13 protein-coding genes and 1 pseudogene are annotated in these 16,867 nt (G+C 47.3%); 7 read left to right on the forward strand and 7 right to left on the reverse strand.

The window, feature by feature from the left end:
- Nucleotides 1–94: 94 nt before the first annotated feature.
- Nucleotides 95–1,015 carry an MBL fold metallo-hydrolase gene (locus ACSAZK_RS00260; protein ID WP_440955449.1) on the reverse strand — a complete coding sequence of 307 codons (921 nt, stop codon included), beginning with the start codon at nt 1,013–1,015 and terminating at the stop codon, nt 95–97.
- A gap of 43 nt (nt 1,016–1,058) precedes the next feature.
- Here ACSAZK_RS00260 and ACSAZK_RS00265 point away from each other — a divergent pair, with 43 nt between their 5' ends.
- Nucleotides 1,059–1,328, forward strand: coding sequence for a hypothetical protein (locus ACSAZK_RS00265; protein ID WP_440955450.1), 270 nt, complete (start codon nt 1,059–1,061; stop codon nt 1,326–1,328).
- Nucleotides 1,329–1,379: 51 nt separating this feature from the next.
- Here ACSAZK_RS00265 and ACSAZK_RS00270 read toward each other — a convergent pair whose 3' ends face one another.
- From ACSAZK_RS00270 to dinB, 3 genes are all read right to left on the reverse strand, one after another.
- On the reverse strand, nt 1,380–2,492 hold the full coding sequence (locus ACSAZK_RS00270; protein WP_440955451.1) for an AI-2E family transporter: 1,113 nt from the start codon (nt 2,490–2,492) through the stop codon (nt 1,380–1,382).
- Nucleotides 2,493–2,622: 130 nt separating this feature from the next.
- Entirely contained in the window at nt 2,623–3,699 is a 1,077-nt protein-coding gene (locus tag ACSAZK_RS00275) for an NERD domain-containing protein (RefSeq protein WP_440955452.1), read from the reverse strand.
- 223 nt (nt 3,700–3,922) lie between these two features.
- The gene (gene dinB, locus ACSAZK_RS00280; protein WP_440955453.1) at nt 3,923–5,029 is read right to left on the reverse strand and encodes a DNA polymerase IV; all 1,107 of its coding nucleotides are present in this window, start codon (nt 5,027–5,029) and stop codon (nt 3,923–3,925) included.
- A gap of 458 nt (nt 5,030–5,487) precedes the next feature.
- Between dinB and ACSAZK_RS00285 the strand changes: the two genes are divergently transcribed.
- The 4 genes from ACSAZK_RS00285 to ACSAZK_RS00300 all read left to right on the forward strand — a co-directional run bounded on the left by ACSAZK_RS00285 (nt 5,488) and on the right by ACSAZK_RS00300 (nt 9,382).
- Nucleotides 5,488–6,972 carry an IS1182 family transposase gene (locus ACSAZK_RS00285; protein WP_440953887.1) on the forward strand — a complete coding sequence of 495 codons (1,485 nt, stop codon included), beginning with the start codon at nt 5,488–5,490 and terminating at the stop codon, nt 6,970–6,972.
- Between the two features lie 146 nt (nt 6,973–7,118).
- A complete protein-coding gene (locus tag ACSAZK_RS00290; protein WP_440955454.1) occupies nt 7,119–7,679 on the forward strand; it encodes a hypothetical protein in 561 nt (186 codons plus the stop codon).
- Nucleotides 7,680–7,761: 82 nt separating this feature from the next.
- Nucleotides 7,762–8,937: a PQQ-dependent sugar dehydrogenase gene (locus tag ACSAZK_RS00295; protein WP_440955455.1), complete on the forward strand. Its 1,176-nt coding sequence runs from the start codon at nt 7,762–7,764 to the stop codon at nt 8,935–8,937.
- A 160-nt stretch (nt 8,938–9,097) separates the two neighbouring features.
- On the forward strand, nt 9,098–9,382 hold the full coding sequence (locus tag ACSAZK_RS00300; protein WP_048178678.1) for a ferritin family protein: 285 nt from the start codon (nt 9,098–9,100) through the stop codon (nt 9,380–9,382).
- A 134-nt stretch (nt 9,383–9,516) separates the two neighbouring features.
- Here the strand turns inward: ACSAZK_RS00300 and ACSAZK_RS00305 are convergent, their stop codons facing one another.
- Nucleotides 9,517–10,674: an inositol-3-phosphate synthase gene (locus ACSAZK_RS00305; protein WP_440955456.1), complete on the reverse strand. Its 1,158-nt coding sequence runs from the start codon at nt 10,672–10,674 to the stop codon at nt 9,517–9,519.
- A 377-nt stretch (nt 10,675–11,051) separates the two neighbouring features.
- Nucleotides 11,052–11,324, reverse strand: coding sequence for a DUF1294 domain-containing protein (locus tag ACSAZK_RS00310; RefSeq protein WP_048178676.1), 273 nt, complete (start codon nt 11,322–11,324; stop codon nt 11,052–11,054).
- A 314-nt stretch (nt 11,325–11,638) separates the two neighbouring features.
- Here ACSAZK_RS00310 and ACSAZK_RS00315 point away from each other — a divergent pair, with 314 nt between their 5' ends.
- Both ACSAZK_RS00315 and ACSAZK_RS00320 read left to right on the forward strand, forming a co-directional pair.
- Nucleotides 11,639–12,673 carry a lysylphosphatidylglycerol synthase transmembrane domain-containing protein gene (locus ACSAZK_RS00315; RefSeq protein WP_440955457.1) on the forward strand — a complete coding sequence of 345 codons (1,035 nt, stop codon included), beginning with the start codon at nt 11,639–11,641 and terminating at the stop codon, nt 12,671–12,673.
- Between the two features lie 374 nt (nt 12,674–13,047).
- Nucleotides 13,048–14,379 (forward strand): annotated as a pseudogene (locus tag ACSAZK_RS00320) (phenylacetate--CoA ligase family protein); the annotation flags it as partial.
- Nucleotides 14,380–14,845: 466 nt separating this feature from the next.
- Here the strand turns inward: ACSAZK_RS00320 and ACSAZK_RS00325 are convergent.
- Nucleotides 14,846–16,102 (reverse strand): hypothetical protein, encoded by a 1,257-nt coding sequence (locus tag ACSAZK_RS00325; protein WP_440955458.1) that lies wholly within the window; start codon nt 16,100–16,102, stop codon nt 14,846–14,848.
- Nucleotides 16,103–16,867 lie beyond the last annotated feature (765 nt).

The following is a 16,867-nucleotide window of genomic DNA, read 5'->3' on the forward strand; positions in this document are numbered from 1 at the left end:
ACTTGCAGGTGAGCGATCTCCGTATTGCTCAGTTCCCTGTTTTGCAGGACCTGTTGTGACTTTTTTATTCGATTAAGGCTCTTGAGCTTTCATCTTACCTTTCTAAGTACTCTTCAAACCCTGCCTCCCCTCTTGCATAGGCTTCATGCCAGCCCGCGGGTACGGGCAGTTCTCTGTAGAGGGCTTTTCTCCTGGCTTCCAGCAGATTCGGTTTTTCTCCCATGAATTCTGCAGCGCAGAGCACCCCGGATTTGTTTCCTGCAGCTTCACCCAGTTCCTTTAACCAGCGGTATCCGGAAAAGGACCTGAGCAGATGGTGGTCAAGGATAAGCGTATCGACATTTCTGGCAAGGAGGAGCCCGTTTTCAAAGGCTTCCGTTTTGGCTTCCGGGACGCGGTGGGAAAGGTAGACTGGAGGGCCTGAGGCCAGGACTGTCGTGGGTTCCCAGGCAAGTACGGTGAGGACTGCTTCCCTGTCCAGGAGCTGGATGTCCGAACAGTGGACAAAGACCTCATCCCCTTCCCGGATGCGGGTCATCAGCACCTCCCCGAAGCCCTTGCCCCGCGCACCGTGGGGAACAGGCCGGGAAAAAGAAATGCATCCGCAGTTTTCCCCTTCGGAATTCGGAAGGGAAAATCCGAGAAAGGCGGAAAGTTCCTTTCTTCTCCTGGCCGAAAGCCGGGAAATATTTTCCGGCCCCTTGCACCAGAACCTGATCCCTTCAAGAGGTGGAAGGGCTTCTACGGGGAGCTGGTAGGGGTCTTCGGCTCTCATGGGCATATGATCCCCGTGATAATGGCTGATTACCACGTCCGTGGCCCCGGCAAGTGCGGAAAGAACCTTATCTCTGATCCTGGCAGCCGCAGCAACTTCCAGAGGATGGGGAAAGAGAGAAAAGCGGAGGCGAGCCAGGGCAACCCCCGGATCAATGACTATCACCCGGTTTTCCGTCCTGACCACACAGGCAAGGGACCTCGCTCCGAATGATTCGCTTCCCAGGACCTCAATTTGCATATGATATACTAAGACGTGCATCCAGAACCCTTTTTCGGAGGAAATGGAAAAATGGGAATTTTACCCGGATTTTTGCCCGTATAAAAATTGCCTCTGGCTTGAACGCATGGAACGGGGTGAATTTATAGTCCCGTACATAAATATTTACACTTTCTTTATAACCACGGAAGACACGGAAAGCACGGAAGGATTGTGCCCCTATTTCCTTTATTCCGTGTTTTCCGTGCTTTCTGTGGTTAAACTTTCACTTGAGATTGGGGAAGGAATTTGGGTCATTGACTATAGATGCTTGCAACCGGAGAAAGAAACTTGAATAATAAAAACTGGACGAAAATGCCGGGATTCATGCTCTTCATCCGAACTTTTACTCTTTATTTACCCTTTTCTCTTCATCCGAACTTTTACCCTCCGTTCCCGCAGCCTCATAACTTCCTCCCTTTTGTGCCTTTCCTGAAAGGTACTCTTCGGAAAACATCCTGACTATGAGGATAAAATAAGATAAAAGGAGGGTACCTACTACGATCCCGATCAACCCGAAGAGGGATACCCCTATGATTATCCCGAGCAGGGAGTGGAAAGGATGCAGAGCACCCACTTTCTCCTGGATGAAGGGCCTGAGTAAATTGTCAACCGAGCTTATGATTATGCCTGCCCCGATGATCCCTATTCCTGCGAAGTAGTCATGCTGGAGGAGCTGAACGATAGCTGCAGGGACCCAGACGAAGGTTGCCCCCACAATCGGTAAAAAGGATAGGAGTGCAGCAATGAAACCCCAGAGAAAAGCTCCCCCTACCCCGAAAACCAGGAAGGCAAGAGTCAGGACCCCACCCTGGAAAATGGCTATAATACCGCTGGAAATCAGGACGCTGTGGACAATTTTTCCAAACTCCCCCAGGAGGATCTCGGTGTTTTCCTTGTTAAAAGGGATAACCTTGTGAAGCGTCTCCAATAACCCTTCTTCACTCGTGAACAGGTAGTAGAGCAAAAAATACATTATCGTAAAACCCACTACCTGCCTGCTCAGCCCCTGGATGGAATCAAGGATAAACTTGCTTACGAAATTAACGGCTTCGGAGGCAAATTCAAGGACTCTCCCTTCGACTTCTGCCTGAATCGTCGCGTAAGGCAGGTCAAAACGAGACAGGTACTGGCTGAAGAAATCGTCCACTATCTGGGCAAACAGGCGCGTTGAATACGAGTCCTCAAGGAGGGCCTGGGTCTCTCCCACGATGATGCTCAGAAGAAAATAAAGGGGGATGAGCACGACAATGATGGAAACAACGATTGAGGTCAGGGCTGCTGTCCCTTTCCTGAACTTCGGCTTCCCCCGCAGGAACACGTAAAGCGGCCTGAAAATCGCGAACAGGATGAAAGCTCCGAAGAAGTAGTTTATATAGGGAAGGAGAGCGTAGGAAAGCGCCGCTGCCAGAATAATGATCAGGAAAAGGGCCAGGCTCATTTTGAAAGGGCTTTCCATCTATTCGTAATTTAGACTTAATGTTATAAAAGCTGTATTTCGGAGCCGGTAACGGCTCCCGAAGAGTCGGACCGAAATAGGTTGACCGAATTATATGGAGAAATTCGGTGGAGAAATAAGATGGAAAAGTTCACATCGGGAACAGGTTTTCCAGCTGCTTTACAATTTTTTTAACATCTCCTTTTGAGAGGGTCACTTCCCGACTCAGGACGTGGGAACTCAGGCTGTCCGCAAACAGCACCTGGACGGGGCTTTTTTCCAGAGGGATTTTCGAACCTGCTATGGCGATTACAGGCTGTACTTTTATCTCTTTGTTTGCGATTTTGAAATAGCCTCTCTGAAGACGGCTCCCGTATTTCAAGCCGTTAAGGTACCTGTAGACAAGATAGCTGCTTCTCTTTACCTGGTCGTACGGGGTGAAGGAGTGTTCCTTGAAGACCTTTTTCACATAGGCAGGGCTCCAGTTTTTCGTTTCGATTACATAGACCCCGGAAGGCCCCACAAGCAGATGGTCGATCTGGGCTGATTTCAGCTTTTTGCCTTCGAAACTTATGTACTCCTCAAGCTCCAGCTTCAGGTCGTTGAAGAGATAGTATTCGTCAGGGAGGGTACGAAGCTTTTCAATAACATGCAACTCTCCCTCAGCTCCCCAGTAATTGTTTGAGACCATTATTTTTTTAAGAGCTTCAAGCTGCCTTACAAGGGGAAAGAGCTTTCTTTCGATTTCCGAACCGCTGTTGTTTTTCAGGTACTCGGAGCGGTCTTTTCCTTCCTTCAGGGCGGCGTATTCGTTCCTGAGCAGTCTGTCCGCCTCTTTTTGGGACTCCGCCCTCAGCCGGGCATGGCGCCTGCCTTTCAGGTACCTTTTCACCCGGGCCAGGAGATAGGACATCAGCTTTCCCGGGACCGGGCGCACTTTTTTAGCTTCTTTTAATTCGGCTTCCAGTTTTACAAGTTCCAGCCTGGTTTCTTCCGAGATGCGGCAGGATTCTTTTTCTATAACCTGCCTCAATTTTCCGATCTTTGCGTCCAGGGCCTTGATTTCCCTCCGGATTTCTTCTTCAGCCAGCTCTGCCTTTTCGGAATATTCAGACTCAAGCCTCTGCCTCTCCTCGGAAATTTCCCGGAAACGCTCAGCCGGAATCCCGTTAGACCTGACATCCCTCAAAAGTTCTTTTTCCGCACCCGAAACACCATATTCTATCACGATACAAATCCTCTGTTTTTCTTTTTGTGAAAAATTATTAAATCTGAATACCCCGTGAGCCCAAAAGCTCGAATAGTGAGCCTGGGAGCCAAAATAACCTGTGATTGAATGTCTGAAAGTCTGAATAGTGACCTGAAAAGCCGAAGAGCCGAAGAGCCGAAGAGCCTGAAAGTCCGAAAACCCCGGAGATTCCGGCATTTTTTTGCAGGCTTTTTCGCAGACTCTACAGAAAATCCGTTATCATGGTCTGCCTTTCGTCCCTTTCCCGAAGCTTTGAGACCCCAACTCCCACCAGCCGGAACTTCCTGCTGCCCAGGAACTCGGAAAGAAGCTGGCGGATCAGCCTTTTTATCACGAAGATATCCGAAGTCCAGATCGGGACGGTTTTCGAACGGGTATACGTTGAAAAGTCCTCGAAGCGTACGGTCAGGGTTACGGTCCTGTAGAGGAAGTTATTGCTGAGCAGGGAACCGTGCACTGCCTCGGCAAGAGAATCCAGGGAGCCGAAGATCTTTACCGGGTCGCCGGTGTCTTCCTCAAAGGTTCCGTGCCTGCTGATAGACTTTACGCTCTCTTTTTCCCTTACCTCCCCGAAGTCAAGCCCGTTTGCCATCTGCTTCATCCGCAAGCCCAATTTCCCGAACTTTTCCTTCAGGAGCTGGACATTGCAGTTTGAAAGCTCTTCCACAGTGGAGATTCCCATCCCTTTCAGGGCTTCCGTGGTTTTTTCCCCTATGCCCGGGATTTTCGAGACCTGCATTGGAAAAAGAAAATCCCTGACGTCTTCGGGGCGGACCACGGTCATCCCATCCGGTTTCTGGAAGCCCGAAGCAATCTTTGCAAGGAGCTTGTTGGGGCCTACCCCCACGGAACAGGTAATTCCAGCCTGTTTCCGGACTTCGTCCTTGATCCGAAGGGCATAAAGGGCAGCTTCCTCAAAATCCCTGACCTCGGGCCCGGGCACCAGGTATGCCTCGTCCACGCTGACCTGCTGGAACTTTTCCGCAAAGCCCCTGAGGACCTCCATTACCCCCGCCGAGACTCCCACATAGAGCTTCATGTTGACGGGTAAAAAAACCGCTTCGGGACAGAGCTTATACGCCTTTGAAATCGGCATTGCCGAATGGACCCCGTACTCCCGCGCCTCGTAGGAACAGGTGCTTACAACTCCCCTCCCCACCCCTCCTTTCGGGTCGGAACCCACGACAACGGGCAGCCCTTTCAGTTCGGGTCTCTCCCTGACCTCCACAGAAGCAAAAAAGCTGTCCATGTCCACATGGAAAGTAATCCGCTTTTTAGGATCGCTTTTATTCGGATCGGGGGCAGGCATTACGCGATAGATAAAAGCTACATCTTAAAAAAGCTTGAGCATGCGGGGTGAAAGTATTAACCTGCTCGAAATTAAAGGAATGAAAATGGGAAATGAAACTTCCCGAAAAAAGCATTTCTACAAAGCAGGATAATATAATATATAATTGGAATAGCTGGAATAAATTAGATAATCATACTAATATAAAATAATAATTAGAAAACGAAAAATAATAATTAGAAAACGAAAAATAATAATTAGAAAACGAAAAATAATAATTAGTAAACGAAAAATAATAATTAGAAAACGAAAAATAATAATTAGAAAAATCAGGATAATTAAAAGTGAGCCAAACAGGCTGTCTCAAAACTATGCTTGATCGCACATTTGGGTAAGAAATATTAGGAATATTTATCTTTTTAAAAATATGTATTACATATAAGTATACTATTTGATAAAATTAATTCCAGTGTTTCACCATGTTCAAAAAGTACGATCAAAAGCAGCAATTTTTACTTCCATTAAGCCTGGAAGAGTTTGTTCCTGAAAACCATATTGCCAGAGTGTTAAACGACCTCATAGATCTCGTTGATATTAGTGATATTGAGTCCACTTACTCTGAGGAAGGTTGCCCTGCCTATCACCCAAGATTTCTTTTAAAAATCTTACTCTACGGGTACCTTATAAACATTAGAAGTTCACGCAAGATAGAGCAAATGACACAAACTGATACTGCTTTTATGTACCTTGCAGCTATGCAAAAACCTGATTTCCATACTATTTGTCGATTCCGTTCAACTCATCTTGACCCGATTAAAGAAATATTTTCACAGGTTGTCACGTTTTGTAAGGAAATGGATATGATTGGTTCCAGTATTTCGATCGATGGAACAAAGGTTAAGGCAAACGCTTCACCAAGACAAAGTAAGAGTTCCGACGCTCTCAAAAAAGAGATCGATAAGATACTCAAAGAAAGCATTGAGGTCGATAAACAGGAAGACGAAATTTATGGTGATTCGACACCATACCAGGTGCCAGAAGAACTGGTTAACAAGCAGAAAAGATTAGAGAAAATCAAAGCTGCTATGAAAAAAATTGACGAAGAAAAGTTAAAAAAAGTAAACATCACAGACAACGATGCTAAAATTATGAAGCATAAAGATGGAAGCAAGAAACCTTCTTATAATTGTCAGGTTGCTGTTGATGAAAAGGAACAAATAATCGTTGCATCAGACGTTGTCGATGAAGAAAATGACTTGCATCAAGTTGAACCAATGATAGAAAATGTAAAAGAAACACTGGGATACAAGCCAACAATAGTGCTGGCAGATGCAGGTTATTTTTCATATGATAATGTGAAATTTTTACTCGATCAAGAAATTGATGCTTATATTCCTGATAACTTTTATGAAGTAGAGAAAAGGGGAAAAGCAAAGAAGTTCAGAAAATCTCTCTTTAAATATGATCAGGAAAAGGACTGTTATTATTGCCCTGCTGCATTTGAAATCCCATTTACAAGAATACAAAAAAGGAACGATGAGCCAGATTTACGGTATTATGTATGTAAGTATTGTTCTTTATGCGTGTTAAAAAATGCATGTACCGAGAGTGAAAACAGGACAATATCAAGAGATCCAAGGGAGTACCTGATGGAGAATATGAGGGCTAAACTGAATACAGAAGAAGGAACGGAACAGTATCAGGAAAGAATGTTTACTGTAGAACCTGTGTTTGGCCAGATGAAACAGGATAGAGGATTCAGGGAATTTCTTTTGAGAGGGAAAAGGAAGACAAAAATTGAGTTTATTATGATGTGTACTGTACACAATCTAAAGAAAATAGTGGATTTCATGAAGAGAGAAGGTAAAAGTTTGAAAGAAATTCTGAAAATGATAACCGGGAGAGGAAATAAATTAGGGAATGGATGCAGAATTGTGGCGGGAAAGACAAGTAAGCTATGTTGATCAATGAAAACTGATCTCTTTTCGAATAAAAATTGAAATTGAAATGGATATTACCCAATTGTAGAATTCAAAACGGTTTTGAGACAGCTTGCAAAAGAAAATTTCGAAGCCTTTATTCATGAAGTGGGGGGAACTTCATTATACCTATGCAGGAAAATCAGGAACGTAAAGTTTTCAGGGAAGGAAGCTATGCGGTTGATGACTCTGTAAAAAGGCTGACTGCAAATATGAAGCAAGCCGCAAAAAAAGTCGTTGGCACAAGGTTTCCCAAAGTCACATCAAAGTCCCTTGCGAACAATCTCCTTACACTGCCTGACTGTTCCGAAGGGAAAATTACGCTCGTCAGTATAGCCTTTGTGCGCAATGCCCAGGAACAAATTGACTCCTGGATCCGGCCTTTCGAGCGGGAATTTGGGGGAGACGAACATTTTGCAATCTACGAGCTCCCGATGATCAGCCAGGGCTGGAAAGTGCTTTCCTGGATGATTGATTCCGGGATGAGAGGTGGGATTCCCACGGAAAAGCATGACAACGTAATCACATTCTACGGGGATTATTCGGACTACCAGGAAGCCCTTGAGATGGAAGATACCCAGTCAGCTTACGTCTTTTTGCTGGACCGGAAGGGGATTATCCGCTGGAGAGGGCAGGGATACGCCACACCTGAAGCCGAAAATGAGCTGATAGAGACCGCAAGGGCGCTCTAAGGCTGAAGCGGCTTCAGATGAAACAGACTGAGATATGAAAGTTAAGGTAAAGCGGGGCATTTATGGCCGGAAAGGGGGATTTATGGCTAGAAGGCAGATATTTATGGGGATTCTCAGAGTTATCGGTTTTATCGTCCTGATTTTTGCAGTGTACGCCATTATTCAAAACATGCAGGCACAGGAATGTACTGAGGGGGAGTCGGGGCTCGACTGTATTGAGCTTCCGCCGGGGTTTTCTATTGAATACTATGCTGAAAACGTGGAAAATGCCAGGTCGATGACTCTCAGCCCGAACGGCACGCTCTTTGTCGGGAGCCGGAATGCAGGGAACGTCTATGCGCTCCCGGACCGGGACCGGGACAACCGGGCCGATGAGTTGATCGTGATAGCCGAAGGGCTGAACATGCCAAACGGGGTTGCCTTCAGGAACGGTTCGCTCTATGTGGCCGAGGTTTCCCGGGTGATCCGCTATGACGATATCGAAAGCAGGTTGGAAGACCCGCCCGAACCTGTGATAGTAAATGACAGTTTCCCCACCGACCAGTCCCACGGCTGGAAGTATATCAAGTTCGGGCCTGACGGGAAGCTCTACGTGCCTGTGGGGGCGCCCTGCAACGTCTGCAATAGAGAAGAAGATGACGAGCGCTACGCAACGATAATGCGGATGGAAGCAAACGGAAGCGGGCTTGAGGTCTTTGCCAGGGGGATAAGGAACAGCGTGGGTTTTGCCTGGCACCCGGAGACCGAAGAACTCTGGTTCACGGACAACGGGCGGGACTGGCTCGGGGACGACCTGCCCCCGGACGAGTTGAACAGGGCACCGGAACCTGGCCTGCATTTTGGTTTTCCTTTCTGCCACGGAGGCGACATCCCTGACCCGGAATTCGGGGAACTGCGGGACTGCGAGGAGTTTACGCCCCCTGAGGTCAAGCTCGGCCCGCATGTGGCTGCCCTCGGAATGACCTTTTACACGGGCACGATGTTTCCCGAGGAGTACAGGAACCAGACCTTTATTGCAGAACATGGCTCCTGGAACCGGAAAATTCCAATCGGGTACCGGGTGACCCTTGTCAGGTTGGAAAACGGGACACCCGTTAGTTACGAGGCCTTTGCGGAAGGCTGGCTTCAGGGCTTTTCATCCTGGGGAAGACCTGTGGACGTCCTTGTCATGCCGGACGGGGCGCTGCTGGTCTCGGACGATAAAAATGATGCGATCTACAGGATCAGTTATCTGGGAACCGGCCAGGGAGTTATTTAAATAATTAACTATGTGAAATAACCTGTAATTTGAATATAATTTATAATGTGGAAAATGATTTGCGATGTAGAAATTATTTTCAATGTGGGGAAATTTAAGAACCGGAACAAAAATCTTTATGATTTAAGTCTCCCATATAATAACGTAAGGGGTGAATATTATGTTATCCAAGATTCCAATCGATCTTGAAAAAGTACCAGAAGAAGACATTGACAAGCAGATTCTCAGAGCCGGTATCATCGCCGAACTCGATGCTGTAAGCCTTTATGAACAGATGGCTGACCTGACCAAAAACGAGGACATCAGGGCAATCCTTCTGGACATTGCAAAGGAAGAAAAGACACATGTGGGGGAGTTCCAGACCCTTTTACTCAGGTTTGACCCGCAGCAGGGGCTGGAACTGGAAGCAGGAGCCGAAGAGGTGGAAGAAGAACTCTCCAAATAAAGCTTCATGAGGCCTGAGTTCTGACATAAATCCTGATTCCGGGTCTGAATACCCGAATCCTGAACCTTCAAAAAATCATATTTTGAGGGGAGTCCTTTATCCGAACCCTCTTTCTTTTTTACCCTGTACAGCTCTTATTTTTCTCCCGCAATAAATAACTCGGTCATGCGGTATGCTTCATCGTCAGGGAACTGTTTTGGCGGGTGCTTCATGAAATAGGCCGACGGAGAATAGAGCACTCCCCCTACCCCGCGGTCCAGGGCAAGTTTACAGCAGCGGATGGCGTCGATGACCACGCCTGCGGAATTCGGGGAATCTTCCACCGAAAGCCGGAGTTCCAGGTTCATTGGCACGTCCCCAAAGAGCTTGCCTTCCAGCCTGAGGAAACAGACCTTGTTGTCTTTCTGCCAGGGCACGTAGTCACTGGGTCCCACGTGGATGTTTTCGACTTCCAGGCGCTTGGCCAGCACGGATTGCACGGCTTCGGTCTTGGAGGTCTTCTTGGACTTCAGGCGGCTGCGGTTGAGCATGTTCAGGAAATCGGTGTTCCCGCCGGTGTTGAGCTGGTAGGTGCGCTCCACTTTGACCCCCCGCTTCTTAAAAAGGTCGGCAAGGGTCCGGTGGACGATTGTGGCTCCCAGCTGGGACTTGATGTCGTCACCTATTATCGGGAGGGCTTTTTCCTCAAAACGCCTGGCCCAGGCGGGGTCGCTTGCTATGAACACGGGCATGTTGTTTATAAACGCGCAGCCTGCTTCAAGGGCGCAGTCGGCATAAAAGCGGGCAGCCTGCTCCGAGCCTACAGGCATGTAGTTCAGGAGGACTTCGGCTCCGGAGCTCCGGAGAGTTTGGATGATGTTTTCCTTTGTAGCCTCCTCCGCTTCCGAGAGCAAAAACCTGCATTCTTCAGGATAATCTACGAGATGTTCGGAACAGCCGTCCAGGACCCTTCCCATTTTTACTTCCACGCCCGTAGCCGGGACTCCGGAACAGAAAACGGTGGTGCAGTTGGGAGGAGCGAAGATAGCATCCGAGACATCCTTTCCCACTTTTCGTTTATCAATGTCAAAAGCCGCCACAACCTCAATATCAGAGGGATGGTAGCCTCCCAGGTCCCGGTGCATCAGGCCAATTATATCACTGTTGCCCCTGGACCCACCATACCTTTCACTGCTTCCCTCATCGCAGCTTTCCTTTATCCTGTAGTACTCAATTCCCTGTACAAGGGAACTTGCACAGTTCCCCAGCCCTGCAATAGCTATTCTAATCCTGTTCTCCCCAGCCGTCTGCATTCCCCCTGAATGCGATTTCCTGAGCTTTCTATCCCCAATAAATATAGCCCGGAAATAATGTATGGAATTTCTTTTAAATCACAGTGCTTTTTATCCGATCTATCCTCCCCGATCCAGCTGCTTACAACAGGGTCATTGACACCTGCTGCTGCCGATTGTATCAGGGATAAATAATGATAAGTAATGATATGTAACGATATGTAACGATAAGTAATGATGAGTAACGATAAGTAACGGAAACTGTAACCCCCAATATTCTATGCAGAAAGTACTATAAAAAACATTTTACAAAAAATAAAAAAACTGTGGCACTGTTCGTCCGGAAAGAAGTCTCCCAATCCTCATTATTCAGGTCATGGAAGCTGGGCGTACAGGTATCAAAGATTTATCCAGAGCACGTACATTACATGAATTCCTATGAACAAAGGTACTAGAAACTTAAACAGGGGTTTCTGGGTCTTGTGCCTGAAGCGCTGCATCCCCATCCAGGCCCCGATGGGTCCGAAGAAGGCTGCTATCAGGAGGGTCTGCTCCGAAATGCGCCATTTTTGCCGTTTCGCCTTGAACTTGTCCAGCCCGTAGAGGACAAAAGAAACTGAGTTAAGTGCAGCATACAGGATGGGAATAAAAAGGTACATGCCGTTTTCCATGGAAAGGGATTATCCATAATAATAATTAAAGGCTGTGATATTCATCGGAGATTCCGGGCTTCTGAAACTGTTTGCTTTTTAATCTCACATCTTTGAGGAGGGATTTTGAAGGAAAGGGAAAAGTAACCCTAAAACCAATATATGCAGGCAAAAAAGTGGGGTGGAAAATGAAGGGGGACGAAAAATAAAGGGGAGCAAACGATCAACGTGAGTTTATTATCAATGGGGTTCGACCAATGGGATTCGATCAATGGGGATTGATGAGTAACGGGAGTCCATGGTCAATGGAAGTAGACGATTAATGGGAGTTAACGATGGGAGCTGAAAAACAAAATTCCCATAGCCTAGCTTTTCCTCCGCCGCTTATACTGAGGGCAGGCCGCTACCTTCCCACCCTGATCTTTCTGGGGTTTGCAGTTAATCTTATTCTTCCCGAGCTCGCCTCGGTTGAAGAGTCCCTGCAGGTCATCAAAACAATGGTCCTGTGGGCTGTGCTGCTGGCTGCCCTTGCCCAGGTTATAAGGTATATGGGAAGCGGCTATCTCTTGCATTCTATTGTGGCAAACGTAAACCAGAAACTTTCAGTGTCCAGGGGAGCCCTGATAACTATTGCTGCAGCTAGCGTCGGGCTACTTGCAGGAGGCCCGCTCGGAAACGGGGCAGCCATATACCGCTGGGTACGGAAACTGGGCATCAGCGCCGAAGCTTCGGGGCTTGCAGGTACCCTCCCCACCTTTTTCAACAACACAATTTTAGTGATACTGGGAGTAGCAGGAATACTCGAGCTACTGGCAGCAGAGGAGCTTTCCTCCGCACAGTTCTCCGCCTTTCTCCTGATCCTTGTCGGGCTGGGCCTGGGGATTGCATCAGTAGGCTGGGGAAAACAGCACAGGAAAGGCTTCATGGCTGCAGCTGTCAGGGAAGCTGCCTTTTTTTCCAGGGCTCTCCACAGGCCCTACAACCCACATTCAACTGAAACCGCAGTCCTCCGCATGTTCGCAGCCTTCGATGTGCTAGAAAAAGGGGGTTGGAAACGCCCGGCTCTTGGAGCAGTGCTCACCATCGGCTTCGATATGTTGACCCTTTACTTCTTCTTCATAGCTGCCGGAAACCAGGTAAGCCCGAGCGTCCTGCTTGTGGGATACGGCCTGCCCCTGCTCTTCGGGAGACTGGCATTTCTCCTCCCAGGTGGGGTGGGGATTGTGGAGAGTACCATGGCAGCTCTCTACACAGGCCTTGGAGTGCCGGGTCCGATTGCAGTTGTGGTCATCCTCGGCTACCGGATGTTTTCGTTCTGGATCCCAACCTTTCTAGGGTTCCCGCTTGCGGCTTACCTTCAGAAGGAATGAAAACCGGAATGGAACCAGGAACCAAAATGGGAGTCAAAATAGAAATCAACTATAAATCAAAATAGAAATCAAAATAGAAATCAAAATAGAAATCAACTATAAATCAAAATAGAAATCAAAATAGAAATCAACTATAAATCAAAATAGAAATCAAACCAGGAATTAACTATAAATCAAGCAATCAAGCTCAATTCCCATATAACTCTTTTAATTTTATCTTCGTTTCTAATTCAATTCGCGTCCCCATTCAATAATATTTATATGTTGGAAGGAAATTACACTACAGATTGATTTTTCCCTGATCGTTATATTCGAAAAAGGAATTATTGAATGCTGCATGACATGCAGAGTCATGGCATAGAACTACTCACCAAAAATCATCAAGTCAAAAGAAGGTCCTTCTAATGAAATACTGGCAGCCGAAATACGAAACAATGGGTCACGCCGAGATGAAAGAACTGCAGTTAAAACGCCTGAAAAACAGCGTCAAACTGGTCTATGACAACGTTCCCTTCTACAGGCAGAAATTTAAGGAGGCAGGGGTCACTCCGGACGACATCAAGACCCTCGAAGATGTCCGGAAACTGCCCCATACCCGCAAAACGGACCTTCGGGACAACTACCCCTTCGGGCTCTTTGCTGCAAGCCAGGACGACATCGTGCGCATCCATGCGTCTTCCGGGACCAGCGGGAAGCCCACGGTTGTCGGCTACACCGCACATGACCTCGATGCCTGGTCGGACCTGATCGCAAGAAGCCTGACCATGATCGGGCTTTCGAACAAGGACGTTATCCAGAACTCCATGAACTACGGCCTTTTCACAGGAGGCATGGGCTTCCACTACGGCGTGGAAAAACTCGGAGCAATGACTGTCCCCGCAGCCACCGGAAACACCGCCCGTCAGCTCGAGATGATGATCGACTTCGGCGTAACCGCAGTCCACTGCACCCCCTCCTACGCTTTCTACCTGGCAGAGACCGCCGAAGAACTCGACCTTATCGACAAACTCTCCTTAAAAGCAGCCATCTTCGGAGGCGAACCCTGGTCCGAAAACACCCGCAAGCAGCTTGAAAAGCGGCTCAACCTAAAAGCCTACGACTGCTACGGCCTCTCCGAAATGATCGGCCCAGGTGTCGGTTTCGAATGCCAGGAACAGGACGGCCTGCACATCTGGAACGACAACTTCCTCGTAGAAGTCCTCGACGAAAACGGAGAACAGGTCGCAGAAGGCGAAAAAGGTGAACTCGTCCTTACCTCCCTCAACAAAGAAGGCTTCTGCAACATAAGGTACAGGACCGGCGACATGACCCGCCTCCTCGAATCCGACTGCGCCTGCGGCCGCACAACTACAAAGATCTCCCGCCTCCTCGGCCGTGTCGACGACATGCTCATAGTCAGAGGCATCAACGTCTTCCCCTCCCAGATCCAGGACGTAATCTCCCGGATCCCCGAAGTAGGCGAACAGTTCCAGCTAGTCCTCGACCGCAACAAACACATGCTTGACGAGTTGACCGTCGAAGTCGAACTCGAAGAAAATGCCTTCACCGGCGAACTAAAAGACCTCTCTGCCGTCCAGAACCACGTCCAGAAAGAACTCAAAGCCATCCTGAACATCCGCACGAACGTCGAGCTGCTTGAGAAAGGCAGCATCGAAAGGACCGCAGGAAAGGCTAAGAGGATTATCGACAGAAGGGAAAAGCTGTAAATTTAGTTTAACTTGAAGTGGTTATTCAGGGAAAACTAATTCCCTGCCCCTACTTTTTTTTCGAATTTTTCTTCTTCGAAGTACCGATTCAATTACTTTTTAGCTATTGCTTTCCAGAAACAGGGATTGTTTTTTAACTTGCTTATTTTCAAGAAACAGGGCAGCCATCCAGTTTTAACACCCGTGCCCACCCACGTTCGCCGAAGGCGAACGGCTTTTCCCTGAAGACTGGAAAGAAGAAGAAGCAATAGAAGAAGAATAAACTTTGGAATTTAAATCAACATTTCTCGATACCATTTAGAAGCCATCATGGAGAAACGTCATGGAGAAACATCATGGAAAATAGAGTTTATCGTGTAGAAGTTGATCATGAGGTATAAAATACGGCTCTGGCGTTGTGGATAAAAAAAGTGAAGGAATGTGTTTACAGGAAACACATCCATGCTCAGCTAAATTTTTAACTTGCTTAAGATCCGGAGCTCATGTTGCCGGAATCCTTAGGATCGAACTTTATAGCTCGGTCGTACACGATCTCTGAATAGGATGGTCCGGTTTTTGTTGTTTCCTCCAAATAGGCTCTCCAGGCAACAAAGAGCGGCTGGTCAAGCTCTATGCCGCGAGCTCCCACACCGTAGGGCACCTCGTAGCAGTATGTGTCTTCTTCAGTGCAGTTCCTGGCGAGCTTGTAGACGTACAGGTATTTCGCATTGGGATTGTCAGGGAGGTATTCCTCGGCAGATCCACTGAAATCTGCATCTGTAATTGCTCTAACACCATTCCACACATCAGCTCCGTATATGCAGAAGTTCGAGTACGTCGCCTTTCCTGTGGCTACATGGTTGACCCCATAGACAATTATGAACTCTTCGGTATTGTTGCCCAGGGTAATTGCCGGATCCCTCAGGAAAGGATAGTACTGCGAGGTGTCAAAGAAAGGCGGTGTCGGCGAAGAGATAGTCTGGTTTGCTGACCAGAGATAGGCAGCGTCGTTATCGGGACCTACGGCGTTAATTCCTCTCTGGATAGCATCACTCCCCATAGGAACTCCCTGACTGGTCGGGAGCTCTGTGGCATTGGACTGGTTATATCTGTCAAGAATCGCAATCCTTAGCTCTTCGAGATCATCCACAAGGTCGAATTCTGTTTGCCCGGTTCCGCGAACCCTCAGTTCCGGATAATCATACGGGTCAAGCTCATTAGTGTTGTTGAGAGTAATCCGGAAAATAGTTGCAGGTGTATTATTTATGTAATCATCCCCAGCCTCCGTGTCATTGAATAGGGCCGGGCGGATAAATGCGGCAAATGTATCGGAGTCATTCTCCAGGCCCAGGTTCAATATGGCTGGAGGAAGAACCTGGGTGTTGGTTATATTATCCGAATACCCTGCTGATTGGGCAGCAGCCCGGATGCGCTGATCAATGCCTTTGTCGGCTGTAATGATTATTACCGTGGTCTGGTTGAAAGGATCTCCGGAAGACCCGTTTGGAGTCCCTTCGGTATTGATAACCAGGTTGTTTACCGTATCTTCCACGTTGGCAAAGATCCATCTCCTCTCATCATCAATTGTCCTGTGTATTATGTAATGGTCGTAGCTGAAGTACCTGCATTCCGGCGGTGTCCTTCCCACAAAAACAACAGCTTCATCAGGACCCAGGTTCCAGAATGGAGTTACATTCTCGCTTACGCCCAGTGTACTGGTTATTTGCTTAATTCGTTCTTCCACTTCATAACCAGGTGCCGGTGGAACAAAATATATCAGATATTTTGTGGTGGGATTGTTTCCATACGCAGAAGGTAATGCTCCTTCCTCCAATAACTTGATTAGATCAAAGTAAGCCAGTTCACCTTCCTGTACGGTGAATCCGTCCTGCTCCAGTGCCTCTTGAAAAGCCTTCGTTTCCTCTGTTTCATTCTGTGCAAGGCAAGTCCCAGTTAATACCGTGAACAAAAAGCCAAGCAATATGACCTGTACATACTTTTTCATATACCATATCCTCCCGTAGCTAATTTAGCATCAAATCCATCCGTTTTTGAACGTGACGTACCTAAATTAGCCAACCTGTGAGTATATATGATAATATAATTAGTAATTATATATAATAAAAAGAATTATTATTTCTTAGTAATTAATAGTCCTTAAAGAATTTCAGGAAACTTTTTCCTTGCCTTTCCTTTTTTGAATAGCCGAATTGCGCCTCGGCATCAGAAAAATCTTTGATTTTTCTTTTAGTTGCGATGAAATCGCAACAGTGCGCAGTCCGTTTCCCTCGCTACGCTCACTCAAGCGGACTAATATTTTAAAACCCAAAGCAACCATTTAGTTTTAACATCCGTGCCCACCCACGTTCGCCGAAGGCGAACGGTTTTTCCCTGAAGACTGGAAAGAAGAAGCAGCTTTGGAATTTCCACCAGCCTTTGAACTTTATCGCAAAAAAACCCGAATACCCCACCTTTGTCATTCATGCTGGTTTCAATGAGTTGATCTGGG

This window comes from Methanosarcina sediminis (assembly GCF_052056915.1).
Taxonomy (GTDB): Archaea; Halobacteriota; Methanosarcinia; order Methanosarcinales; family Methanosarcinaceae; genus MTP4.